Below are 23,860 nucleotides of genomic sequence, written 5' to 3' on the forward strand. Positions count from 1 at the left end.
CCGCTCCCACAGTAGATCTGCAGTGTCATGCCGATCGAAGTACACCAATACCCAATGTGGGAGCGAGTCTGCTCGCGATAGCGGAGTGACAGTCGACAGCAATGTTGAAGGTGATGACCCATCGCAAGCCAGCATGCTCCCGCAGAGATTCTCGAGGCGGGGAGGCGTAGGCCTCCCCGGTTCGTTTATGGAAACCACATGAAAATTCTGATCGTTGGGCCCAGTTGGGTCGGTGACATGGTGATGGCGCAGACACTTTTCCAGTGTCTCAAGCAACGCCACCCGCAGTGCGAAATCGACGTGCTGGCCCCCGAGTGGAGCCGGCCGATTCTTGAGCGCATGCCCGAAGTTCGCCAGGCCTTGAGCTTTCCGCTCGGTCATGGCGTGCTGGAGTTGGCGACGCGCCGGCGCATCGGCAAATCCCTGGCCGGCCAGTACGACCAGGCGATCCTGTTGCCCAATTCCCTGAAGTCGGCGCTGGTGCCGTTCTTTGCCGGCATCCCGAAGCGCACCGGCTGGCGTGGCGAATTCCGCTATGGCCTGCTCAATGACGTGCGCACGCTGGATAAGGATCGTTATCCGCTGATGATCGAGCGCTTCATGGCCCTGGCCTTCGAGCCGGGCGTCGAGTTGCCGAAACCCTATCCGCGTCCGATGCTGCAGATCGACCCGGTCACCCGCGAGGCGGCACTGGCCAGGTTCGGCCTGACCCTCGACCGCCCGGTGTTGGCCCTGTGCCCCGGCGCCGAGTTCGGCGAGTCCAAGCGCTGGCCGTCCGAGCATTACGCCAAGGTCGCCGAAACGAAGATTCGTGAAGGCTGGCAAGTCTGGCTGTTCGGTTCGAAAAACGACCACGCGGTGGGCGAAGACATTCGCGCGCGGCTGATTCCCGGCCTGCGTGAAGAGTCAGTGAACCTCAGTGGCGGCACCTCGCTGGCCGAAGCCATCGACTTGATGTCCTGTGCCGATTCGGTGGTGTCCAACGACTCCGGCCTGATGCACGTCGCCGCCGCGCTGAACCGCCCGCTGGTTGCGGTCTACGGCTCGACGTCGCCGGGTTTCACGCCACCGTTGGCCGAGCACGTGGAAATCGTACGCCTGGGCATCGAGTGCAGCCCGTGCTTCGATCGCACCTGCCGTTTCGGTCATTACAACTGCCTGCGCCAACTCATGCCGCAAGCGGTGAACGACGCCTTGCAGCGGTTGCAAGGCACTGTGGTCGAGGTCAAATAGCTTGCGGGTTCTGTTGATCAAGACGTCTTCGCTGGGCGACGTCATTCATGCGTTGCCGGCGTTGACCGACGCGGCGCGGGCGATTCCCGGCATCAAATTCGACTGGGTGGTGGAAGAAGGCTTTGCCGAAATCCCGACCTGGCATCCGGCGGTGGGCAAGGTGATTCCGGTGGCGATCCGTCGCTGGCGCAAAAATATCTGGCAGACCATCAAGAGCGGTGAGTGGAAGCGCTTCAAGCAAAGCGTTCGCGCCACGAAATACGATTTGGTGATCGACGCCCAGGGCTTGCTGAAAAGCGCCTGGCTGACCCGTTACGTCAAGGCACCGGTGGCCGGCCTCGATAAAAGCTCGGCGCGCGAACCCATCGCTGCGCGCTTTTACAATCGGCGTCTGGCCGTTGCCCGCGGGCAGCACGCGGTGGAGCGAGTGCGTCAGTTGTTCGCCATCGCGTTGGGCTATGACTTGCCCAAAGGCATGGGTGACTACGGTCTGAATGTCGAACGCCTGGTGGAGTTGCCGCGCAAGAACCCGTACGTGGTGTTTCTGCATGGCACGACCTGGGACACCAAGCACTGGCCTGAAGCTTACTGGCGCGAGCTGACCGAACGGGTCGGCTACCTGGGCGTCGGGGTCAAGTTGCCTTGGGGCAATGCGCAGGAGAAAGCCCGGGCCGAGCGCATCGCTGCCGGTTTCAAGCACGCCGAAGTGTTGCCCAAATTGAACCTGGCCGGTGTCGGCAAGGTGCTGGCCGGCGCGCAAGCCTGCGTGGCGGTGGATACCGGCCTGGGCCATCTGGCTGCCGCGCTGGATGTGCCGACGCTGTCGCTGTTCGGTCCGACCAATCCGGGCCTGACCGGCGCCTACGGCAAAGTGCAGATTCACCTGGCCAGCGACTTCCCGTGTGCGCCGTGCCTGCAAAAGAAATGTACCTATCAACCGACGGCCGAAGATGCCCGTCAATTTGACCTGAAACGCGAGTGGCCCCTGTGCTTCACGCGTCTGAACCCCGAGCGTGTCGCCAGCCGACTGAGCACGTTGTTAATGGCTGAGGAGCTGCGCTGATGCAATTGGCATTTGTCTTGTACAAATATTTTCCGTTCGGCGGCTTGCAGCGCGATTTCATGCGCATTGCCCTGGAGTGCCAGAAGCGCGGCCATCAGATTCGCGTCTACACGCTGATCTGGGAGGGCGATGTACCGCCGGGTTTCGAAGTGCTGGTGGCACCGGTCAAGGCGTTCTTCAACCATCGACGCAACGAAAAACTCAGCGAATGGATGGAAGCCGACCTGGCCAAGCGCCCGGTCGACCGCCTGATCGGCTTCAACAAGATGCCGGGCCTGGACGTCTACTACGCCGCCGACGGCTGCTTCGAAGACAAGGCGCAGAACCTGCGCAACTCGCTGTATCGCCGTTGGGGCCGCTATCGCCACTTCGCCGAATACGAGCGCGCGGTGTTCGCCAAGGATGCGAAGACCGAAGTGTTGATGATTTCCGAGGTCCAGCAGCCGCTGTTCATCAAGCATTACGACACACCGCTGGAGCGTTTCCACCTGCTGCCACCGGGTATCGCCCAGGATCGTCGCCGACCGGCCGATGCCGATGACATTCGCGCCGGGTTTCGCGCTGAGTTCAATCTCAAGGACGACGAACTGCTGCTGGTGCAGATCGGCTCCGGGTTCAAGACCAAAGGTGTCGATCGCAGCCTCAAGGCACTGGCGGCATTGCCTGCCGAGTTGAGGAAGCGCACCCGGCTGTTTGTAATTGGCCAGGATGACCCCAAGTTATTCCAGATGCAGAGTGCGACATTGGGGTTGGGCGACAACGTCACGTTCCTCAAGGGCCGCAGCGATATCCCGCGTTTCCTGTTGGGTGCCGATCTGTTGATCCACCCGGCGTACAACGAAAATACCGGTACCGTGCTGCTCGAAGCACTGGTGGCCGGCTTGCCGGTGTTGGTGAGCGCGGTGTGCGGTTACGCCCATTACATCGCCGAGGCCGATGCTGGCCTGGTGTTGGACGAACCCTTCGATCAGGCACAGCTGACGCAATACCTGACCGGCATGTTGAACGACGCTCAAGCAAGGGCGGCCTGGAGCCGCAATGGTCTGGCCTTCGCCGAAACGGCCGACCTCTACAGCATGCCGCAACACGCGGCCGATGTGATTCTGGCGGAGCACGCTTAAATGAAGTTGATGCTGGCTGAACCGTTCAAGAGCCTCTGGGCCGGACGCGACCCGTTCGCCGAAGTCGAGGGGCTCAAGGGCGAGGTGTACCGCGAGCTGGAAGCACGCCGGACATTGCGCACGGAAGTCGACGGCAACGGGTTTTTCGTGAAAATCCACCGTGGCATCGGCTGGGGCGAAATCTTCAAGAACCTGCTCACGGCCAAGCTCCCGGTACTGGGTGCCGGCCAGGAGTGGAAGGCCATTCAGCGCCTGCAGGAAGTCGGCGTGCCGACCATGACCGCCGTCGCGTATGGCGAGAAGGGCAGTAACCCGGCCGACCAGCACTCGTTCATCGTTACCGAAGAGTTGGCGCCCACCGTCAGCCTCGAAGACTTCAGCATCAACTGGGTCAAGCAGCCGCCCGAGCCAAAGCTCAAGCGCGCGCTGATCGCCGAAGTCGCACGCATGACCGGCATGATGCACCGCGCCGGGGTCAATCACCGCGACTGCTACATCTGCCATTTCCTGCTGCACACCGACAAACCGGTGACAGCTGACGACTTCAAGCTTTCGGTGATTGACCTGCACCGCGCCCAGACCCGCCCGACAATCACCTCGCGCTGGCGCAACAAGGATCTGGCGGCCCTGTACTTTTCCGCCCTGGACATCGGCCTGACCCGCCGCGACAAATTGCGTTTTCTCAAAGGCTATTTCCAGCGTCCGCTGCGGCAGATCCTCAGTGAAGAGGCCGGTTTGCTGGCATGGCTCGATGGCAAGGCCAACAAGCTCTACGAGCGTAAACAGCGATACGGGGATGCGCTCTGATGTCGGGTTGGAAACTGGAGCCGGCCTACAGCGATCTGGCCGATGACTTTGGCAGCCTTGAGGCGGTGTTTGCGCTTCAGGGCGAGCAGTTGACCAAGGACCTGCTCTCCGAGGTCATTCGTGTTCAGCGCAATGGCGTCAACTATTACGTCAAGCGCTACGTGGGTGCCGGCAAAGGCTTGCGGCGTTACCTCGGCAAGCCTCGGGTGAAGATGGAGTGGCAGAACCTCAAGCGCTTCGCCAAGTGGGGCATTCCCACGGCCGAAGTGGTGGCCTGGGGGCTGGAGCGGCGCGGTGCGGCCTACGCTCGCGGCGCGATGATTACCCGGGAACTGCCGCGTACCGAAGACTTGTCGGCACTGGCCGAGCGACGCGATCCGAAATTGTCGGACCGCGCCTGGGTCGATGCCGTGAGTCGTCAGTTGGCCCAGTACACCCGGACCATGCACGACCACCGTTTCACCCATAATGATCTGAAGTGGCGCAACCTGCTGATCGACGATGAGGCTCGACTGTTTCTGATCGATTGCCCCAACGGCGATTTCTGGCGCGGTTTCTGGCTCAAGTACCGAATCACCAAGGATCTGGCGTGCCTGGACAAGGTTGCCAAGTATCAACTGTCGGCTACCCAGCGCCTGCGCTTTTACCTGCAATACCGCAACCGGACCCGGCTCAACGCCGCGGACAAGAAACGTATCCGGCACGTGGTGAGATTTTTCGAGGGACGCGAATGACTGATTTTCTGGCCGCTGAAGACCGTGCGCTGCTTGAGCGCCATGGTCTCGGCACGTTCGAGGCACTCTGGGCCAAACAGCTCGATGCGGTGGACGAACCCAACACCGGTCGCGGCGGCTGGAGCAGCGTGTTTCGGCTGGATCTGGAAGGTCATGGCTACTACCTCAAGCGGCAAAGCAACTACCTGACCCGCACCTTGCGCGCGCCGTTCGGTGAGCCGAGTTTCGCCCGCGAGTTTCGCAACATCTCCCGTTACCGGAAGATGGGTATTCCGGCGCTGGAAGCGGTGTTCTACGGGCAGCGCAAGGTCAATGGCGAAGTCCGCGCGATCCTGATGACCCGCGCCCTGGACGGTTGGGACGACCTCGACTCGCTGTTGCAGCGCTGGGCTCAATTGAGCCCTGAGCAGCACTTGGAAATCCTCAAGGCCAGTGGCGAACTGGCCCGGCAACTGCACGCGGCACGCCAGGTGCACGGGTGTTTCTATCCCAAGCACATTTTCATGCGTGCCACCGGTCACGGCTACCAGGCTCAATTGATCGACCTGGAAAAGACCCGGCCGCTGCTGTACGGGCAGCGTGACCGAATCAAGGACCTGGAACCGCTGACGCGCCGCGCGCCCGAGTGGGGCGAATCGCAGCTGCGGCAATTGCTGGCGGCCTATCTGGATCAGCCGCAGGACAGCTCCCTGATCGACAGCTGGCTGCAGCGCTTGACCGCACGGCGCAGCCAAAAGGGGCCTCGTTGATGCGTTTGTCCGAATTGAAATCCGCTGGCCGCCATCCGGCATTGCCGCTGAGCGTTACGCTGGCCGATGCCGCCGGTCCCGCCGATTTGCAGCTGTTGAGCCTGTTGCGGGTATTGCCGGGGCAGCGTTATGTCGGTGCGGGTGTCTGGCGCGGCCGGCCGGTGTTGGCCAAGTTGCTGGTCGGCAGCAAGGCCGCACGGCATTTTCAGCGTGAACTGGACGGCGTGCGCCTGCTCTCCGCCCAGGGCCTGACCACGCCGCAGTTGTTGGCCGATGGCCTGAAAGACGGCGAGGGTGGCTGGCTGCTGTTTGATTTCCTTGAGCATGCCGAAAGCCTGGGCGACACCTGGAAGCAGGTTGAGCAGCAGCCCGTACTGTCCGATGGACAAGGGGCGGTGCTGGCCGAGGCGTTGGGCGCGATCGGTCAGATGCATCGCAAGGGCCTGTGGCAGGAAGACCTGCACCTGGACAATCTACTGCGCCAGGGTGGCCGCCTGTACCTGATCGATGGTGCCGGTATCTGCAGCGAGACGCCTGGCCAGCCGCTGTCGCGGCAGAAAGTCCTGGAAAACCTCGGGGTGTTCTTCGCCCAGTTGCCGAAGTCGATCGAGCCCTTCATTGAAGAGTTGCTGGTGTATTACCTGCTCAGCAACGGCGAACACGCCTTGCCCATGGAGGCGCTGCAGAAGCAGATCGACAAGGTCCGCAACTGGCGCCTCAAGGATTACCTGATCAAGGTCGGCCGCGAGTGCACGCTGTTCAGCGTCCGGCGCGGGGCCTTCGGACTCCGGGCGATTCGCCGCGAGGAAGAGGCGTCGATGGTGCCGGTGCTGGAGCAGGCCGATGCCTTGCTCGATCAGGGGCATCTGTACAAGACCGGCGGCGCTGCGAGTGTTGGCAGGGTCGAAGTGGATGGCCGCACGCTGGTGATCAAGCGTTACAACATCAAGGGTTTTGCCCACTGGCTCAAGCGTTTCTGGCGCCCGAGCCGGGCCTGGCATTCGTGGCGCGAAGGCAATCGCCTGGCGTTCCTCGGGATTGCCACGCCCAAGCCACTGGCGTTGCTGGAGAAGCGTTTCCTGTGGCTGCGCAGCCGGGCGTACCTGATCACCGAGTATCTGCCGGGGCCGGACATCATCGAGCGTTTTGCGCCCTATGTTGAAAGCGGTGACGCACCCCAGGCCGAACTGGCGGCACTGGATCATCTGTTTGCCGAGCTGATTCGTTTGCGAATCAGTCATGGCGACTTCAAGGGCCATAACCTGTTCTGGCAGCAGGATCGCTGGGCGTTGATCGACCTCGACTCGATGTGCCAGCACGGCTCGCTGACCAGTTATGCACCGGCATATGCGCGGGATCGCGCGCGGTTCATGCGTAACTGGCCTGAAGGCAGTGCCCTTTATCAGGTCATCGATCAGCGTCTTCCCAAAGATATCTCCAGCGCTGACTGAATCGGACCTTCGGTCCTTTCGCGGGCAAGCCCGCTCCCACAGTGGTTCCGGTCGCTCAGAAATCCCTGTGGGAGCGGGCTTGCTCGCGAAGGGGCCGGAACAGCCAGCCGAGAAAGCAGGCAGGTTCTTGTGAACCGTCCTACGCGATCTTGGGAAGCCATGAACTGTGGCCGAAATCGCCCCGATGCTAGTTTGCCTGACGTTCTCGGAGGTCAGGCTGTGACGATCAAAATGGCAGTTTCATCGGGTGTTTTATCCGTGTCGCTAATGGGCTGCGGGACCGCCGCTACGGTCCTCCAGGATGAAGCCGAAGCCGCGCACGGGCTGCGCAGGCAAAAGACCTATTGCCAGTCCATTCCCCGGGTCTATAGCGGCCTCGCTTATGACTTCTGCGTATTGAACGCACCACCCGATCCCACGGGTGTCCTCGTACCGCTCATTTTGCTCGACCTGGCCCTGTCCGGCGCACTGGACACCGCCGCCTTGCCCTACACGATTTACCGGCAAAGCGTGGACGGCAATATCGTCGTCTACTGGCGCCCTTCGCGCGGTTAAAAGTAATCGCAAGGTCACCACAGTGGTGGCTTGCCGCTTGTAGCTAGAGGCTAGCCGCTGCTTTTACGCTATAATCCCGCCCTTTAGCTGTCTCTCGCCCCCTTGCGAGGGCACATTAATTTTTGAGGCGCTTGCGCCTGCATGCAGACTAAAGAGGCTAGACCCCTGTGGCATTGACGATTCTTGGCCTGTCCGGCGCCCTTAGCCATGATCCTTCCGCAGCCCTGTACATCGACGGCAAGCTGGTCGCGGCGGCTGAAGAGGAGCGCTTCGTACGCGATAAACATGCAAAGAACCGCATGCCCTACGAATCGGCGAAATTCTGCCTGGAACAGGCTGGCATTAAGCCGTCCGATGTCGACGTGGTAGCGATCCCGTTCGCCCCGATCAGCCTGTTCGGCAAGGCCCGCTGGCAGTACGCCAAGCGTTACTGGTACGCCCCGGACCGTGCACTCGACGCGATCCTGATGGGCAACCGTCGCTACAAGCGCTATCGCAACAAGATCGTCTGGTGCCTGGAACAACTGGGCTTTGATCCGAAGAAGATCAAGATCGAGCCGGTCGAACACCACCTGGCCCACGCTTCCAGCGCCTACCACTGCTCCGGCTTCAAGGAAAAAACCGCGATCCTGGGCATCGACGGCAAGGGCGAGTACGCCACGACCTTCTTCGGTTATGGCGTAAACGGCAAGATCCACAAGATCAAGGAATTCTTCGATCCGGACTCCCTCGGCGGCCTGTACGGCGCGATCACCGAGTTCCTCGGTTTCGACATGCTCGACGGTGAGTTCAAGGTCATGGGCATGGCGCCGTACGGCGACGCCAGCAAATACGATTTCTCGCGCCTGGCTTCGTTCGAAAACGGCGAGCTGGTGATCAACACCGACTACGCCAACGTCATCGGCCTGCGTCGCTATAAAGAGAAGGGCAAGGGTTACTACTTCTCGCCGAAGCTGATCGAGTGGCTGGGTCCCAAGCGCGAAGGCGACATCGCCGACGAGCCTTACATCCACTACGCCGCCAGCATTCAAGCGTTGTTCGAAAAGATTGCGCTGCAGATGATCGACTACTACCTGGGCGACGTGCTCAAGGAAACCGGCAAGCTGGCCTATGCCGGTGGCTGTGCGTTGAACGTCAAGCTCAACCAGAAAATCATCGCCCGCGACGACGTCAAGGAGCTGTTCGTACAGCCGGCGTCCGGTGATGCCGGCACCGCGGTCGGCGCCGCGGCTTATGTGTCTCACGCCCGTGGCGTACCGGTGGAGAAGATGGAACACGTCTACCTCGGCCCGTCGTACAGCAACGAAGACGTGATCGCCGCCTGCGCCCGTCACGAGAACAAGCCGACCTGGCGCAAGCTCGACAACATGCCGGAGCAGATCGCCAAGATCATGGTCGACGGCAACCCGGTGGCCTGGTTCCAGGGCCGCATGGAGTTCGGTCCGCGTGCACTGGGCGGTCGTTCGATCATCGGTTGCCCGAGCGTGCCGGGCGTGGCTGATCGCATCAACCACCAGATCAAGTTCCGCGAGCGCTGGAGGCCTTTCTGCCCGTCGATGCTCGACACCGTGGCGCCGCAGATGATCAAGATCGATCACCCGGCTCCGTTCATGACCTTCACCTTCGAAGTGGCGGAAGAATGGAAGACCCGCGTGCCGGAAGTCGTCCACGAAGACGGCACCTCCCGCGCCCAGGTGCTCAAGCGCGAATACAACCCGCGCTACTACGACATGATGAAAGCGCTGGAAGTGCTCACCGGCAACGGTGTGTCGCTCAATACCTCGCTCAACCGTCGCGGCGAACCGATGATCTGCTCGCCGACCGATGCGCTGAACATGTTCTTCGGTTCGGATCTACAGTATCTGATCATGGAAGACATCCTGGTGGTCAAAGAGGGCGCAAACGCCTATGACACGTTCGGCTGAACGTCATGTGCTGCAGTTCTGCCACGGCTATGACGGGCCGTTCCTGGATTGCGCACGGCAGTACGCCAGCCTGTTCGCGGGGACTGGCTATCGCGTGACCACGGTGTTTCTCACCGGGGTTGCCGATGCCGAAGTCGCCGCGGGCTGCGCCTCCGACGAGGTGCTGTTCATGGAGTACAGTTCCAAGGCCATACGTGGCCTGAAACTGGGCGCCATCGGCGATCTGCGCAAGATCGCCGCGTCGCGCAACTTCAGTTTCTGCATCGCTCATCGCTTCAAGCCTATTTATATCGCCCTGCTCGGTACGTCGTTGCCGGTCATTGGCGTGCACCACGGGTTTGAAGACTACAAGCGCGGCAGCCGCAAACTGTTCGCCCATATATTCCGCAAGCGTTTGAGCCTGCTCGGTGTGTCCGACGCGGTGCGCGACGACATGCGCAGTTGCCTGCCGAAGTGGCCGGCTTCGCGAATTCAGACGTTGTACAACCGCATCGACGTCGATGCCTTGCAAGCCACGCAGGTGTCGGCTCGCGAGGCCCGGGAAACCCTCGGGCTGGCGACGGATGCCTGGATTGTCGGCAACGTCGGACGCCTGCATCCGGACAAGGACCAGGCCACGCTGCTCGATGGTTTCGCCGAGGCATTGCCGCAGTTGCCGGCCAACAGCCAGTTGGTGATTCTCGGCAAGGGGCGCCTGGAGGAAGACCTCAAGGCTCGGGCCCGCGAGCTGGGTATCGGCGACCGGGTGCTGTTCCTCGGCCAGGTGCCGGATGCGCGCAACTATTTCCGCGCCTTCGACGTGTTCGCCCTGAGCTCCGATCACGAACCGTTCGGCATGGTGCTGCTGGAGGCCATGGCCGCCGGCGTCCCCTTGCTCGCCACGGCGTGCGGCGGCGCGAAGGAAGTGGTCGAAGGCGTGGGCATCCTGTTCCCCTTGGGCGATGCCGGACATCTGGCCCAGGGCCTGCAACACCTGGCTGCCATGGATGATCAGCAACGCCGGCAGTGTGCCGAGATGATGCTCGAGCGCTTGCGCGAACGCTTTTCCGACCGCGCAGTGCGCGATGCTTTCTGGCACTTGCCGCACGTTACCGAACTGGCACAGAGGGGCTGATGCTCAACCGATTTCAAGGCTGGCGCGAGCGTGGCTGGGCGGTAGTCGACGCCTCGACTTACGCCGAAACCTGGCAGCGTTATGGCGGCAGCGTCGCGACTCATCCCATGGTGGTCGAGCGCCTGGCGCAACTGGCCGACATCCCGGTGCGCTACCTGGCCTGGATGCAGGGTGGTGAGGTCAAGGCGGCGATCCCGACCTGGGGTCGCGACCTGGCCTTGTCCAAGGACGTGCTCAAGCGTCGCGGCAAAAAAGGTCTGTTCGACCTGGGCAATGCTGAAATCATCCTGCCGGCCGCGGCCGATACCCAGGCGCCTTTACGCCATCGCGGGCGCTATCTGTCGGCGTTGAACGAAGGGCGGTTCACCGGCATCCGCTTGCAGGCCGAGCAACTGGCCATGGCTCGTACCCCCGAAGAGCTGTCGAAGAAATTTCGCTACAACCAGCGCCGTGAATTGCGTCTGCTGGAAGAGGCCGGGGGCGTGGTGCGGCCGGTGTCCGAATTCTCCAGCACTGAGCTGGCGGCGATTTATTGCGACCTGTTCCAGCGCCGCTGGGGTTTCCCGGCGACGGGTGCCGAACGCATGGCCGAGGTCATCGAGTTGCTGCGTGAGTTGCTGATCGGTTCGGTGATTTTTCTCAACGATGCGCCGATTGCGATTCAATTGGTGTACCGCGTCGAAACCCCGCAGTGGATCAGCGTCGAGTACATCAACGGCGGGGTCGATCCCGAGACTCGCGAGTTCAGCCCCGGCAGCGTGCTGAGTTTTCTCAATACGCAAAGCGCTTGGGAGCATGCCCGGGCGCAGGACAAGCCGTTGCGTTTTTCTTTCGGTCGCGCCGACCGTGAATACAAGGATCGCTGGTGCAACCCTGTGCCGGTCTTCACCGTATGAGCCAAGCCATGAGCCGCAAACAGCAACTGCTCAAGCGCCATCGGCGCACTAAACGTATCGGCCTGTTGATTGCGCTGGTGCTGTTGATCGTCATCGGTGTGCTGGTGGCCTGGTGGTTGCCGCTGGTGCTGGCGGCTCTGGGCTGGATAGCCCATGAAGCCTGGTTTGCCGACCATCTGTTCTACTCGCCGAAAGACGATTATCAGTACAGCTTTCCCCCGTACACGCCACAGCCCAAGGTGCACCTGAGCGGTGAACATTTGCGGCTGGACGAGGGCGTGATGCTGGTCGACGACGCGACGCTGGTGCTGGCCCTGCGGGTAAAAAGCACCTGGTTGGGTCGTTTTTTCGATCCGGTGGTCGAGTTGGCGGGGGGCGAAAACCCTGACCGACAAACCTTCGAACGGGGCGTAAACGGCCTGCGTTACCTCAATCTCAGTGGTCAGGCTCAGGCGCTGTCCCGTGGTGACCTGCGCTTGCGCGGGCGTTTCTGTCGGGTGTTCGGCGAGCCGGTGCTGTGGGCGCTGGAACATCCGGATTACCGGCGTCAGCGGGTGATGGTCATCGCGCCCCACGCCGATGACGCCGAGCTGGCAGCCTACGGTTTGTACAGCCAGGCCGACGAAACCTGGATCGTCACGCTGACTGCCGGTGAAATCGAAGCCGAACACTACCGGCAGATGGGCCTGACCAAGGTCGATGCGGCCCGCTTGAAAGGCCGCCTGCGCACCTGGGACAGCATTGCCGTACCGCGTTGGGCCGGTGTGCCCGAGGCTCGCTGCGTACAGCTGGGTTATTTCTGCCTGCAACTGGCGAGCATGCAGGCCGCGCCTGGCTTGCCGGCGGGATCGCGGGAAGCGGACCTGAGCGACACCCGACTATTTCGCCAGCTGAATCCGTTCACGCTGCCAGGCGATGCCGATGGCGCGCCGACCTGGAACAATCTGCTGGCCGATCTGCGCGAATTGCTGCTGCGGGCCCGGCCCGAGGTCATCGTGCTGCCGCATCCGACGCTGGATCCGCACCCCGATCATATCTGCGCCCAGGCGGCAGTCCTCGAGGCCTTGCAAGGCCTGGACTGGCAACCGACCACGCTGTTGGGCTACGCCAACCACCTGCACGACAACGACCGTTGGCCGATGGGCGATAGCGGTGACGGCATCGCCTTGCCGCCGGCCTTCGATTCCGTCCAGCCGATGCAGCCTTATTGCCTGCCGATGCCGCTGGAGCAACAGCGGGACAAGGCCATGGCGTTGGGCATGATGCACGACCTGCAGCCGCCGATGCCGTTCAAGCGCCGCCTGCGTCGCTTGATCCAGCGGTTGTTGGCCGGCCGGGTGCCGCCCACCTATGGCGAGAACGAGTTCTTTCGCAAGGCCGTCCGGCGCCACGAGCTTTTGTGGTCCATCAAGCACACACCAGGCAATGTTTTTCAGCGGGGAGAGTTATGAGTCAGCGGTCAAAGGTCCTGCAGCTGCAGCCTGACTACAACGTCAAAGCCCATGATTTCGCCGACCTCGCGGAGCAAATCGTCAAGGCCCTGCCCACCGATCGATATGAAGTGACCGCCGCGTTTCTGCGGGGCAAACCCGGGCCGGGCGAAGCGGTGAGCCGGGCCGACCGTTCGGTGTACTTCGAGTTTTCCGACAAGTCCCTCAAGGGCATGCGCCTGCGGGCAATGTGGCAGCTGTACAAGTTCTGCCGCCGGGAAAAATTCGATGTGGTGATCTGCAACCGCTTCAAGCCGGTGAACATGATGCTGGCGCTCAACCGCTGGTTGAAAGTGCCGCTGTGCATCGGCATTTCCCACGGCTTTGGCGAGTACGACCGTTTTTACCGGCGCCGCCAGACCCAACGCCTGATCGATCGTCACTGGCGTTTCGTCGGCGTGTCGCCAGCGGTAAAGCAGTATCTGCTGGACTGCGACTGTGGCTTCACCGACCAGAATACCTATGCCATCACCAATGCCATCGACATCGAGCAAGCCGAAGGTCTGCAGCACAGTCGTGAAAAGGCCCGTGAAATGCTCGGCATCGATCCGTCGGTACGGCTGATCGGTGCGCTGGGGCGGCTGGTGCCGGTCAAGGGCCATATCTATTTGCTGCAGGCCTTTGCCGCGCTCAAGGACAAATACCCGAATACCCAGCTGGCGATCATCGGTGCCGGTCGCGAAGAGTCGCGCCTGGCCGCGGAAATCGACCGCCTCGGCCTCGGCGGTCGCGCCCATTTGCTGGGGTTCAAGGAAATTGCCCTGCAGTACATTCGCGCGTTCGACATCTGGACCATGCCTTCCCTGGCCGAGGGCCTCGGGTTGGCGCTGCTTGAAGGCATGAGCGGGCATTTGCCGGTGATTGCCTCGAACGTGCCGGCCATGTTGCCGCTCATCGAGGGGGCCGGTGGCCTGGCGATTACGCCCAAGGATGTGCCGACGCTGCAGGCTGCGCTGGACACCTACCTCGGGCTGTCGGATGACGAGCTCAAGGCCAAGGGCGAGCAGGCTTTCCGTTATCTGCAACAACACCATGACATCGAGGAGTTCCGTCGCGAATACCTCAATCTGATCGACTCCGGCCTGGAACAGGCCCGCAAGGAACAGCCATGAACGACGCGCAACCCATCGTCACGGTCATTATCGCGTCGTACAACCACGGTCCCTACATCGAGCAGAGCATTCTCAGCGTCCTCAACCAGACCTATCGGAACATTGAGTTGCTGGTAGTCGACGATGGGTCGAAGGATGACAGCGTCGAGCGGATCAAGGCGTTGCAGGCCACCCATGGTTTCGACTTCCGGGTCCAGGAAAACCAGGGGCTGACCAACACCCTCAATGGTGCGATTGCCCGGGCAAAGGGCAGCCTGATCGTGCCGTTCGGTTCGGATGACATCATGTTGCCGGAGCGAATCGCCATCCAGGTCGCGCATATGGACGGCAAGCCCGAGGTCGGCATTTGCGCCGGCAACATCGAGCTGATCGATGCCGACGGCAATCTCTACCCGGAGAAGCGCCAGCGCCGGGATGTGCCGTTCCGTCGCCTGGACTTCGATGACATGTTCCTGGAGCGCAAGCCCTATCCTCCGGCACCCACCCTGATGATCCGGCGCGAAGCGCTGGAGAAGGTGGGCGGTTTCGACCCGACCATTCGCCTGGAAGATTTGCTGATCGAGTTGAAGGTGACCCATGCCGGTTACTTCATCGATGGTTTGAACGTTTTGATGGCACGCTATCGCAAGCACGCCACCAACTCCTACAAGAACCACCGCTTCATGATCGACAGCATCCTGCGCACCTACGCGCTCTTCAGCGATCACCCGCTGTATGACGAGGTGCGCTACAAGTTTCTCAATTCCATGTTCCTCAAGACCGCCAACCGTGATCGCAAGCTGGCGCGTGAGTTGCTGGCGCAGATTCCCTTCAAGGCCTGGAACAAGAAAACCTGGCGCGGGTTGGGCCGGATGTATTTCTCACGGCTGGAGAAAGACTGAGCCAGGGGCTTGAGGCTTTGCCCGGCGCGGTCGCGATAGCCGGCCGGTAGGCCGTTATCGCGATCAGCGGGCTGGTTTACGTCATCAGTGAGCTTGGGCCGAAGGGCTCCCGGCCAGCACTTGCCTGTGCAAATTATCCACGTCGGCTTTCGAGGCCACCGCGGCGTATCCCTGCAGCAGCGCTTCGAAGTGGTCCTCGAACAGCCAGCGCCGATCTTCTGCGTAGCGCTGCATATGGCGCAGATTACGCCGGCGCAGGGAAGGGCTCAGTGATGATGGGTAGATTCGCAGGTCGGCCAGGTCGATCAGGCCGAACTCGCCGTCCTCCAGCACCAGCACATTGCCCAGGTGCAGGGAGCGGAAGTAGATCCCTTTGTGATGCAGTTGAGCCATGAACTTGCCGAAGCGCTCCACCAGTGCCTGGCGCACCGCCGGCGCGGTGATGCCTTGCAGGATCTGGCGCAGCGTGTTGCCCGGCAACGGTGAGTAGTGCACCCCGGTGCTGCCGTCTTCGAATCGGTAGAGATCGAGGATTTGCGGGGTCGGGATGCCTATGCCGCGCAGTTGCACACTGTTGACGGCAAAACGATCGGAATAGGGCGTGAAACTGCCCGAGGTATACCAGCGGCGACGGCGGAACAGCTTGAGAAAGCTGCCGTCGGTCAGGCGCAGGACTTTGGGCCCCAAACCGTCTTCTTCGATGATCCGGGCATCGGCAATCAGCTGCTGCAGAGCGCTTGGCGTCGCGGCCTTGATCGGCGTGGCCAGAAGGCGTCTGGCCCGTTGATTGATGCTCAAGGCGGCAACCAGCGCCAGGGGGATCCACAGCAGGAACCAGTGCTCCTTGGGGCGCGAAATAATCCCGCCACCTTCAGTCAGGCCCGCGCCGATACCGAAGGCCAGCCAGGCCGAGGCAATGATGAACAGCGGTTGCACGCGATGGCGCTGGCTACTGATGAGGCCCCATGCGAGGAAGAACAGCCATGGCAGCAGGCCGATAATGCCGACGTAATAGAGCACGCCCAAGGCAAAGCTATGGGGTTCTTGCAGGGTGTAGCCGACGCCCGGGTCCAGGGTCAACTTGGCGTTGTAGCCATGTCCGATCCACGGATGGTCAGCGATCCTGCCCAGGGTCAATTGCCAGAGCTCGATGCGGAAGGAGCTGCCTCTTGCGATGATTTTGTCCGCAAATAGCGCGAAAGTCGCCGTTCCGGCGATGAAAATGGAGGCAAGCAGGAGGACCGAGCGTCGATTCCAGCAGATGAAACACAGCCACAGCGCGGCGATCGTCAGCGCAACCAGTGGTGTCCTGGAACCGGTGGCCAGCACGGTGGCGAACATGATCGCCATCGCTGGCAAGCTCAACCAAAGTATCCGGGGGCGCTTGCAGGTCATGCTCAGGCTTAGCCAGTAGGTACAGAAAAAGCCGAAGACGTGGGAGCTGAGCAGTGGATTGTCGAACGCGCCGACACCGATCAGGCGCATTTCCGGCTGGTAGATCAGGCCGAACCTGTACAGGTTGTAAGCCGAGCTGATCAACGCCACCGTCGCGGCGCAGAACAGCAGGGGTTGAATGATTTCGCTGCGATAGCGCACCAGCAGGTAGCAGCCAACGAACAGCATCAGGGTATGCAGTGACGGTTTGATCTGACCAAAGTCGATTTCGTCGCCCGGCCCCCAGTTCAGGCTGAGCAATGCCCACGCCACAAACAGCAGGACTGCAACGACGATCGGTTCGTGCAGCAGCTCCTTGGCGAGCCGTGGCCGCAGGCACAGTGCAATCAGTGCCGGAATGCTGAACAGGCCATAGTAGAGCTTGTGATGCTCACTGCGCCCCGGCAGGAAAAACAGTGCGCAAAGCAGCAATAAATAACCGAGTGGAAGGATCCACAAACAAATGAAATCGAAGATTCTATTGGACGTGCTGTTCAAAGCGTTTAAATGCATGCTGAGTAACTTATTCCTGAAATGAGCGCGACCGTACCAAGGCAGGGACAGCGGGTGGCTATTTGACGCGCCACAATACACAGACTGTATGCGATTGCCAGAACCCTGGGGAAGCTGTGCTAAAGTCAGCGTCCTTTTCATCGACATTCGCGTGATATGACCGACTCCAGTCTCTCCGCAAGCCCATCGAGCTTGAAAATCTACTTCCGCCTGCTCGGCTATGTCCGGCCGTATATCAGCCTGTTCCTGATCAGCATCGTCGGCTTTCTGATTTTCGCTTCGACGCAGCCAATGCTGGGCTACATCCTCAAGTACTTCGTCGACGGTCTATCCAATCCTGAAGCGGCGCTGTTTCCAAGCGTGCCCTACCTGCGCGACCTGCAACTGCTGCAGGCGGTGCCGTTGCTGATCATCCTGATCGCTGCGTGGCAGGGGCTGGGGTCGTACCTGGGCAACTACTTCCTGGCCAAGGTTTCCCTGGGCCTGGTCCATGACTTGCGGGTCCAGCTGTTCAACAACCTGCTGGTGTTGCCGAACCGGTATTTCGACAAGCATAACTCGGGGCACCTGATTTCACGTATCACCTTCAACGTGACCATGGTCACGGGGGCGGCAACAGATGCGATCAAGGTCGTAATTCGTGAAGGCATGACGGTGGTCTTCCTGTTTGCCTCGCTGTTGTTCATGAACTGGCGCCTGACGCTGGTGATGGTCGCCATCCTGCCGCTGATTGCCATCATGGTGCGCACGGCCAGCAAGAAATTCCGCAAGCAAAGCAAGAAAATCCAGCTGGCCATGGGGGACGTGACGCACGTGGCGTCCGAAACGATCCAGGGCTATCGTGTGGTGCGCAGCTTCGGCGGTGAAAAGTACGAAGAGAAACGCTTCTTCGACGCCAGCCAGGGCAATACCGACAAGCAATTGCGCATGACCCGCACCGGCGCCATCTATACGCCGCTGCTGCAACTGGTGATCTACACCGCCATGGCCGTGCTGATGTTCCTGGTGCTGTTCCTGCGTGGCGATGCGTCTGCCGGCGACATGGTGGCCTACATCACCCTGGCCGGCCTGCTGCCCAAGCCGATTCGCCAGCTGTCCGAAGTCAGCTCGACCATCCAGAAAGGTGTGGCCGGTGCTGAAAGTATCTTCGAGCAACTGGATGTCGAGCCTGAAGTCGATACCGGTACCGTCGAGCGTGATGTCGTCAGCGGCCGCCTGGACGTGCGCAACCTCAGCTTCACCTACCCTGACACCGAGCGCCAGGTGCTCAATGACATCAGTTTCTCGGTCGAGCCCGGGCAAATGGTGGCGCTGGTGGGGCGTTCGGGCAGCGGCAAGTCGACCCTGGCCAACCTGATTCCGCGTTTCTATCACCACGACAAGGGCGAAATCCTCATCGATGGCGTCGAAGTGGAACAGTACAAGCTGTTGAACCTGCGGCGGCATATCGCCCAGGTGACTCAGCACGTGACCCTGTTCAGCGACACGGTGGCCAATAACATCGCCTATGGCGACTTGGCCGGCGCACCTCGTGAAGACATCGAAAAAGCGGCGAGAGATGCCTACGCGATGGACTTCATTGCTCAATTGCCCGAGGGCCTGGACACCCAGGTCGGGGAAAACGGCGTGTTGCTCTCCGGTGGCCAGCGTCAGCGCCTGGCGATTGCCCGGGCGCTGTTGAAGAATGCCCCGCTGCTGATTCTCGACGAGGCGACTTCGGCACTCGATACCGAGTCCGAGCGGCATATCCAGGCCGCCCTGGATCAGGTCATGAAGGGGCGCACCACGCTGGTGATCGCTCATCGCTTGTCGACCATCGAGAAGGCCGACCTGATCCTGGTCATGGATCAGGGGAAAATCGTCGAGCGCGGCACCCACGAGCAACTGCTGGCGCAAAACGGCTACTACTCGCGCCTCAACGCGATGGGTCTCGACGCCCCGGCCGAAGACATCGCCTGACCACGAAAGGGCGAGCCTGGCTCGCCCTTTCGTGCCGGTGCCGTCGCCTGGCGGTTCTTTTGCTCAAAAAATGAGCAAAAACACCCGGCAAATCATCCCGTTGCAGCCACCGCACAAGCCGATGCCAACCCTGTGTTAATATCGCGCCCCTGTTCATTCTGTATGTGGGTTGCACCATGAAGTTGTCCATGCCGCGATTCGATCAAGCCCCTGTCTTGGTGGTCGGCGATGTCATGCTCGACCGTTACTGGCATGGTGGTACCTCACGGATTTCCCCTGAGGCGCCGGTGCCGGTGGTCAAGGTCGATCACATCGAGGACCGTCCGGGTGGCGCTGCCAACGTTGCCTTGAACATTGCCGCCCTGGGGGCTCCGGCCTCGCTGGTCGGTGTAACCGGCGACGATGAAGCCGCCAATAGCCTGGTCAACAGCCTCAAGGGTGCTGGCGTGCGCGCCATCTTCCAGCGCATTGCGCACCAGCCGACCATCGTCAAGCTGCGGGTCATGAGTCGTCACCAGCAACTGCTGCGTATCGATTTCGAAGAACCCTTCGCCACCGACGCGCTGGCATTGGCCGCGCAGGTCGACGAGCTGCTCGAAGGCATCAAGGTGCTGGTGTTGTCCGACTACGGCAAAGGCGCACTGAAAAATCATCAGGCGCTGATCCAGGCCGCCCGGGCCCGCGGTATTCCGGTGCTGGCCGATCCAAAGGGCAAGGATTTTTCGATCTACCGTGGCGCAAGCCTGATCACGCCGAACCTCAACGAATTCGAAACCATCGTCGGTGGTTGTGCCGATGAACACGATCTGGTCAACAAGGGCGCGCAACTGATGCACGACCTGGACCTCGGTGCCTTGCTGGTGACCCGTGGCGAGCACGGCATGACCTTGCTGCGTCCGGATCATCCGGCGCTGCACTTGCCAGCCCGTGCCCGCGAAGTGTTCGACGTGACCGGTGCCGGCGATACCGTGATTTCCACCCTGGCAGCAGCGATTGCCGCTGGCGAAGAACTGCCTCACGCAGTGGCCCTGGCCAACCTGGCGGCCGGTATCGTGGTCGGCAAGCTCGGTACGGCGGCCATCAGTGCGCCGGAACTGCGTCGTGCAATCCAGCGCGCGGAGGGTTCCGAGCGCGGTGTGTTGGGTCTTGAGCAACTGTTGCTGGCGGTCGATGATGCCCGCGCGCATAACGAGCGGATCGTGTTCACCAACGGTTGCTTCGACATCCTGCATGCCGGCCACGTGACCTATCTGGAACAGGCGCGGGCCCAGGGCGATCGCCTGATCGTCGCGATCAACGACGATGCATCGGTCAGCCGCCTGAAAGGGCCGGGCCGTCCGATCAACAGTGTCGACCGGCGCATGGCGGTGCTGGCCGGGTTGGGCGCGGTGGACTGGGTCATCAGTTTCCCGGAAGGCACTCCGGAAAACCTGCTGAGCGCGATCAAGCCGGACGTGCTGGTCAAGGGTGGCGACTACGGAATCGATCAGGTGGTTGGCGCGGACATCGTGACGGCCTACGGCGGTACCGTGAAAGTGCTGGGGCTGGTGGAAAACAGCTCGACCACGGCGATTGTCGAGAAGATCCGCAAGTCGTAGGAGCTGGCGTAGCCTGCGATCTTTTCCGGTAGCCCGTGAATCGTAAAATCAAAAGATCGCAGCCTGCGGCAGCTCCTACATGGAGTGCAGGGGCTGCGATTTTTTGCTTTTAAGAGCTGACCTTCTTGCGCGGCACGATTTTCTTCAGCAGCAGCTTGGCCTTCCCGCGCAACCGCGCCAAACCCGAATCCTTCCCCGGCGGGGTCAACCCCTGCTGCCTCACCCAGTCCTTCCAGCGGATTCGTTCATCGCGCACCAGCCAGCCTTCCTGTCGGGCAAAGCTTTCGGCCAGGTACAGGCCGCGGGTGCTGGCCGGGTGCAGTTGATCCTTTTTCAGGGTGTAGAGCTCAGCCATCGGGTGGCCGTCCTGCAAGGGCATCAAGTACAGATCGGGGCGCTTGCGGTCGAGACGGGCGACGAGTTGATCGCCTTCGAGCCTTTCATCGACATGGAACAGGCTCAGGGACTTGGCTTCCTTGGGAACGTCCAGGCGCAGGTCGTAAATCAGTTGCAGCGACGCCGTCGGCAAATGCACGTAAGCCCGCGGACGCTCCATCAACGTCAGGTTGGCGCAACGCACCGGCCGCGCCGAGCCGGACAGTGGCGACAAGCGAAACGGCAGGGCTTCGCGGTAATGCAGGGCGGCCGAGTAGGGTGCCGGCAGCCAGGTGTCATTGAACCGGCCACCGAGCCAGCCCTCCGGGGTTTCCAGCAGGCATTCTTCGGCAATCTCCTGGATCGCCGTGTGCAGGGGGAGGTTCAGTTCGTGGGCCGGCACGTAACCGGAGATCAGCTTGAGCACCACGTCGCCACGGTCCTGCCGACGCTGACGCACCAGCACCCAGTAGTCGCGATTCTGCCAATGCAGGGTCAGGCGCACCGAGACCCCGAGATTGGCCAGTTCCAGGGCAAAGCGTTCGCTGTCGCCGACCGTGACCGGTCGACGACGTTGCAGGGTCTGGGAGAAATTCAGCGGCCTGCCGACGCTCTGGTAGCTCAGGCCTTCAGGAGTCGCTTCGACGAATAACGGCAGGGTCTTGAAGTTGCTCGGGTTCTTTCTGATGAGCGTGCGCGACATGTCGGCTCCTGCTTAAGGCCGCGTGAGCGGCGTCAGTGGCTACGTAGGACCTGGGCAACGGTCGCGACATTGTGGGCGAGGTGTAGCGGATTGATGGTCCCGACAATAGCACTGGCAACACCCGGATGTTCAAACAGCAACTCGAAACTGGCGCGCACCGGGTCCACGCCCGGACTCAGGCATACGTGACCGCTGGCGAGGGCTTTCTTGACCAGAATGGCTTTGCCGTGTGCAGCAGCATAGTCAATGACGGCCTTCTCGTTTTGTTCGTTCAGATTGTAGGTGACCATCGCGCAGTCGCCTTGCTCCAGCGCCTTCAATCCGCCTTCGACGGTCTTGCCGGAAAACCCGAAGCCGCCAATCTTGCCTTCGGCCTTGAGTTCGGCGAGGGTTTCGTAGACTTCGCAGTCATTGAGGATCGCCAGGTCGTTGCCATCGGAGTGCACCAGCACCAGGTCGATGAAGTCCGTTTCCAGACGTTGCAGGCTGCGCTCTACCGACATGCGCGTGTGTGCCGCGCTGAAATCATGACGGGACTGGCCGTTGGCAAATTCTTCACCCACCTTGCTGACAATCACCCAATCCTGACGCTGACCGCGCAGCAGCGGGCCGAGGCGTTCTTCGCTGCGGCCATAGGCCGGGGCCGTGTCGATCAGGTTGATGCCCAGGTCGCGGGCGAGCTTGAGCAGCATGCGCGCTTCATCGTCATCGGGAATCCGGAAGCCGCTGGGGTATTTCACGCCCTGGTCGCGGCCCAGTTTCACCGTGCCCAGGCCCAGGGGTGAAACCAGCAGGCCGCTGCTGCCCAGGGGGCGATGCAAGTCATGCAGGGTCGGTTGGCTCATGGCAACAGTTGCTCCCAGGCCGGTACGCCCATCGGTGGCTTCGGCAGTTCAGGCAGCGCTGCCGGGTGGCCTGGCTGGATACCGTCGCGGGTCAGGCTGGCGATCACGCGGTCAGCGAAGTCCGGCGCCAGGGCGAGTTTGGTTGGCCAGCCCACCAGCAGCCGGCCTTCTTCTGCGAGAAACGCATTGTCGGGGCGGGTCAGGCCCGATTGCAGGGGTTCGGCACGATCCACACGCAGGGTGGCCCACTGCACCGTGCTCAAGTCGATCCACGGCAGCAACTGGCCGAGTTCTTTCTGGGCGGTGGCGATTTGCTCCGCAGGCTCACGGAGCACGCCTTCGCTTTCGGCGATGTCGCCACCCATGTACCAGACCCATTGACCGTCGGCGGCCGGGTGGGTGGTGACGGTAATTCGCGGTTTGGTGCCGCCGCCCAGGCAATGGGCGTACAGCGGTTTGAGGCTCGGCCCCTTGGCGATGATCATGTGCAGCGGTCGACGCTGCATCGCCGGCTCGCTGAGGCCCAATGCTTCGAGCAGTTGCGCCGTGCCCGCACCGGCGCTCAAGACGATGCGCTGGGCGCGGATCTCGCGCTCATCGACGATCAGGCCGACCAGCTTGCCACCCTCCAGCAGCGGTTCGATCTTCTGCCCGGCGAGCAAGCCGTCACCGGCGAGGTCGGCGAGGCGCTGGATCAGGCTCGGCACATCGATCACCAGTTCCGCCAGGCGATAGACCTTGCCCTTGAAGCGCTTGTCCTGCAGCGCGGGCGGCAACTGGTCGCCCTTGACCTGATCGACGCGACCGCGCACGGCCTTGCTGGCGAAGAAACTGGTCAGGTTGCCGGCGAGGGTGCCAGGGGACCACAGGTAATGGGCTTCGGAGAGCAGGCGCACACCAGACAGGTCCAGCTCGCCGTCACCGGCCAGGGCTTCACGCCAGCGGCGCGGCATATCGGCGATGGCTTCCGAAGCGCCGGTCAGGGCACCGTGCAATGCGTACTTGGCACCACCGTGGATAATGCCCTGGGACTTCACGGTCTGCCCGCCGCCGAGGCTGGCGCTTTCCACCAGCACGGTCGAAAAACCCTGGCGGCGCAGGCGCGCGTTCAGCCAGAGGCCGGCGACACCAGCGCCGACAATCAGAACGTCGGTGGAAATAACGGATGGCATGCAGCGACCTCTGTGTTCAAGACGAGGGCGCAGTATACAGACTCGAAGATTGGAGGGGCTGACGCCAGTACTCTCGAGCCAACGAGTAACCCTGTGGGAGCGAGCTTGCTCGCGATAACGGTGGGTCAGT

At 61.7% G+C, this 23,860-nt stretch carries 20 protein-coding genes; 16 read left to right on the forward strand and 4 right to left on the reverse strand.

Translation table 11 applies throughout. The annotated features are described in order from the left end of the window. The first annotated feature begins 198 nt into the window (after window positions 1-198). From waaF to AC07YV_RS00680, 14 genes are all read left to right on the forward strand, one after another. The gene (gene waaF, locus AC07YV_RS00615; RefSeq protein ID WP_102698624.1) at window positions 199-1,233 is read left to right on the forward strand and encodes a lipopolysaccharide heptosyltransferase II; all 1,035 of its coding nucleotides are present in this window, start codon (window positions 199-201) and stop codon (window positions 1,231-1,233) included. 1 nt (window position 1,234) lies between these two features. After that, the gene (gene waaC / locus AC07YV_RS00620) at window positions 1,235-2,296 is read left to right on the forward strand and encodes a lipopolysaccharide heptosyltransferase I (RefSeq protein WP_007971808.1); all 1,062 of its coding nucleotides are present in this window, start codon (window positions 1,235-1,237) and stop codon (window positions 2,294-2,296) included. Further along, the gene (locus AC07YV_RS00625) at window positions 2,296-3,417 is read left to right on the forward strand and encodes a glycosyltransferase family 4 protein (protein WP_102698625.1); all 1,122 of its coding nucleotides are present in this window, start codon (window positions 2,296-2,298) and stop codon (window positions 3,415-3,417) included. Before waaC ends, AC07YV_RS00625 begins: the two co-directional genes overlap by 1 nt. Further along, entirely contained in the window at window positions 3,418-4,224 is an 807-nt protein-coding gene (rfaP, locus tag AC07YV_RS00630) for a lipopolysaccharide core heptose(I) kinase RfaP (protein ID WP_102698626.1), read from the forward strand. Next, on the forward strand, window positions 4,224-4,958 hold the full coding sequence (locus tag AC07YV_RS00635) for a lipopolysaccharide kinase InaA family protein (protein ID WP_007971805.1): 735 nt from the start codon (window positions 4,224-4,226) through the stop codon (window positions 4,956-4,958). The genes rfaP and AC07YV_RS00635 overlap by 1 nt, the downstream gene beginning before the upstream one ends. After that, window positions 4,955-5,707 carry a lipopolysaccharide kinase InaA family protein gene (locus AC07YV_RS00640; protein WP_102698627.1) on the forward strand — a complete coding sequence of 251 codons (753 nt, stop codon included), beginning with the start codon at window positions 4,955-4,957 and terminating at the stop codon, window positions 5,705-5,707. The genes AC07YV_RS00635 and AC07YV_RS00640 overlap by 4 nt, the downstream gene beginning before the upstream one ends. Next, entirely contained in the window at window positions 5,707-7,158 is a 1,452-nt protein-coding gene (locus tag AC07YV_RS00645) for a lipopolysaccharide kinase InaA family protein (protein ID WP_102698628.1), read from the forward strand. Before AC07YV_RS00640 ends, AC07YV_RS00645 begins: the two co-directional genes overlap by 1 nt. A gap of 219 nt (window positions 7,159-7,377) precedes the next feature. Beyond that, a complete protein-coding gene (locus AC07YV_RS00650; protein WP_102698629.1) occupies window positions 7,378-7,713 on the forward strand; it encodes a YceK/YidQ family lipoprotein in 336 nt (111 codons plus the stop codon). Between the two features lie 167 nt (window positions 7,714-7,880). Then, window positions 7,881-9,638, forward strand: coding sequence for a carbamoyltransferase family protein (locus AC07YV_RS00655; RefSeq protein WP_007977421.1), 1,758 nt, complete (start codon window positions 7,881-7,883; stop codon window positions 9,636-9,638). Further along, the gene (locus AC07YV_RS00660; RefSeq protein ID WP_102698630.1) at window positions 9,622-10,752 is read left to right on the forward strand and encodes a glycosyltransferase; all 1,131 of its coding nucleotides are present in this window, start codon (window positions 9,622-9,624) and stop codon (window positions 10,750-10,752) included. The genes AC07YV_RS00655 and AC07YV_RS00660 overlap by 17 nt, the downstream gene beginning before the upstream one ends. Further along, on the forward strand, window positions 10,752-11,648 hold the full coding sequence (locus tag AC07YV_RS00665) for an antimicrobial resistance protein Mig-14 (RefSeq protein WP_102698631.1): 897 nt from the start codon (window positions 10,752-10,754) through the stop codon (window positions 11,646-11,648). Before AC07YV_RS00660 ends, AC07YV_RS00665 begins: the two co-directional genes overlap by 1 nt. A gap of 8 nt (window positions 11,649-11,656) precedes the next feature. Continuing rightward, window positions 11,657-13,099: a PIG-L deacetylase family protein gene (locus AC07YV_RS00670; RefSeq protein WP_102698685.1), complete on the forward strand. Its 1,443-nt coding sequence runs from the start codon at window positions 11,657-11,659 to the stop codon at window positions 13,097-13,099. After that, entirely contained in the window at window positions 13,096-14,250 is a 1,155-nt protein-coding gene (locus AC07YV_RS00675; protein ID WP_102698632.1) for a glycosyltransferase family 4 protein, read from the forward strand. Before AC07YV_RS00670 ends, AC07YV_RS00675 begins: the two co-directional genes overlap by 4 nt. Next, the gene (locus AC07YV_RS00680) at window positions 14,247-15,131 is read left to right on the forward strand and encodes a glycosyltransferase (RefSeq protein WP_102698633.1); all 885 of its coding nucleotides are present in this window, start codon (window positions 14,247-14,249) and stop codon (window positions 15,129-15,131) included. The genes AC07YV_RS00675 and AC07YV_RS00680 overlap by 4 nt, the downstream gene beginning before the upstream one ends. Before the next feature lie 84 nt (window positions 15,132-15,215). Here the strand turns inward: AC07YV_RS00680 and AC07YV_RS00685 are convergent, their stop codons facing one another. Then, window positions 15,216-17,078, reverse strand: a complete 1,863-nt coding sequence (locus AC07YV_RS00685; protein WP_102698634.1) for a bifunctional O-antigen ligase/aminoglycoside phosphotransferase family protein — start codon at window positions 17,076-17,078, stop codon at window positions 15,216-15,218. Between the two features lie 156 nt (window positions 17,079-17,234). Between AC07YV_RS00685 and msbA the strand changes: the two genes are divergently transcribed. Continuing rightward, window positions 17,235-19,037 carry a lipid A export permease/ATP-binding protein MsbA gene (gene msbA, locus AC07YV_RS00690; protein WP_102698635.1) on the forward strand — a complete coding sequence of 601 codons (1,803 nt, stop codon included), beginning with the start codon at window positions 17,235-17,237 and terminating at the stop codon, window positions 19,035-19,037. 176 nt (window positions 19,038-19,213) lie between these two features. Continuing rightward, a complete protein-coding gene (gene hldE / locus AC07YV_RS00695; RefSeq protein WP_102698686.1) occupies window positions 19,214-20,635 on the forward strand; it encodes a bifunctional D-glycero-beta-D-manno-heptose-7-phosphate kinase/D-glycero-beta-D-manno-heptose 1-phosphate adenylyltransferase HldE in 1,422 nt (473 codons plus the stop codon). Window positions 20,636-20,744: 109 nt separating this feature from the next. Here the strand turns inward: hldE and AC07YV_RS00700 are convergent, their stop codons facing one another. From AC07YV_RS00700 to AC07YV_RS00710, 3 genes are read right to left on the reverse strand one after another with little or no spacing between them, the layout of a single operon-like run. Further along, the gene (locus tag AC07YV_RS00700) at window positions 20,745-21,713 is read right to left on the reverse strand and encodes a hypothetical protein (RefSeq protein WP_007977441.1); all 969 of its coding nucleotides are present in this window, start codon (window positions 21,711-21,713) and stop codon (window positions 20,745-20,747) included. Between the two features lie 32 nt (window positions 21,714-21,745). Continuing rightward, window positions 21,746-22,558 (reverse strand): aldo/keto reductase, encoded by an 813-nt coding sequence (locus AC07YV_RS00705; RefSeq protein ID WP_102698637.1) that lies wholly within the window; start codon window positions 22,556-22,558, stop codon window positions 21,746-21,748. Beyond that, window positions 22,555-23,730 (reverse strand): NAD(P)/FAD-dependent oxidoreductase, encoded by a 1,176-nt coding sequence (locus AC07YV_RS00710; RefSeq protein WP_102698638.1) that lies wholly within the window; start codon window positions 23,728-23,730, stop codon window positions 22,555-22,557. The genes AC07YV_RS00705 and AC07YV_RS00710 overlap by 4 nt, the downstream gene beginning before the upstream one ends. Between the last annotated feature and the right edge of the window lie 130 nt (window positions 23,731-23,860).

The organism is Pseudomonas sp. GW456-E7 (assembly GCF_059424105.1).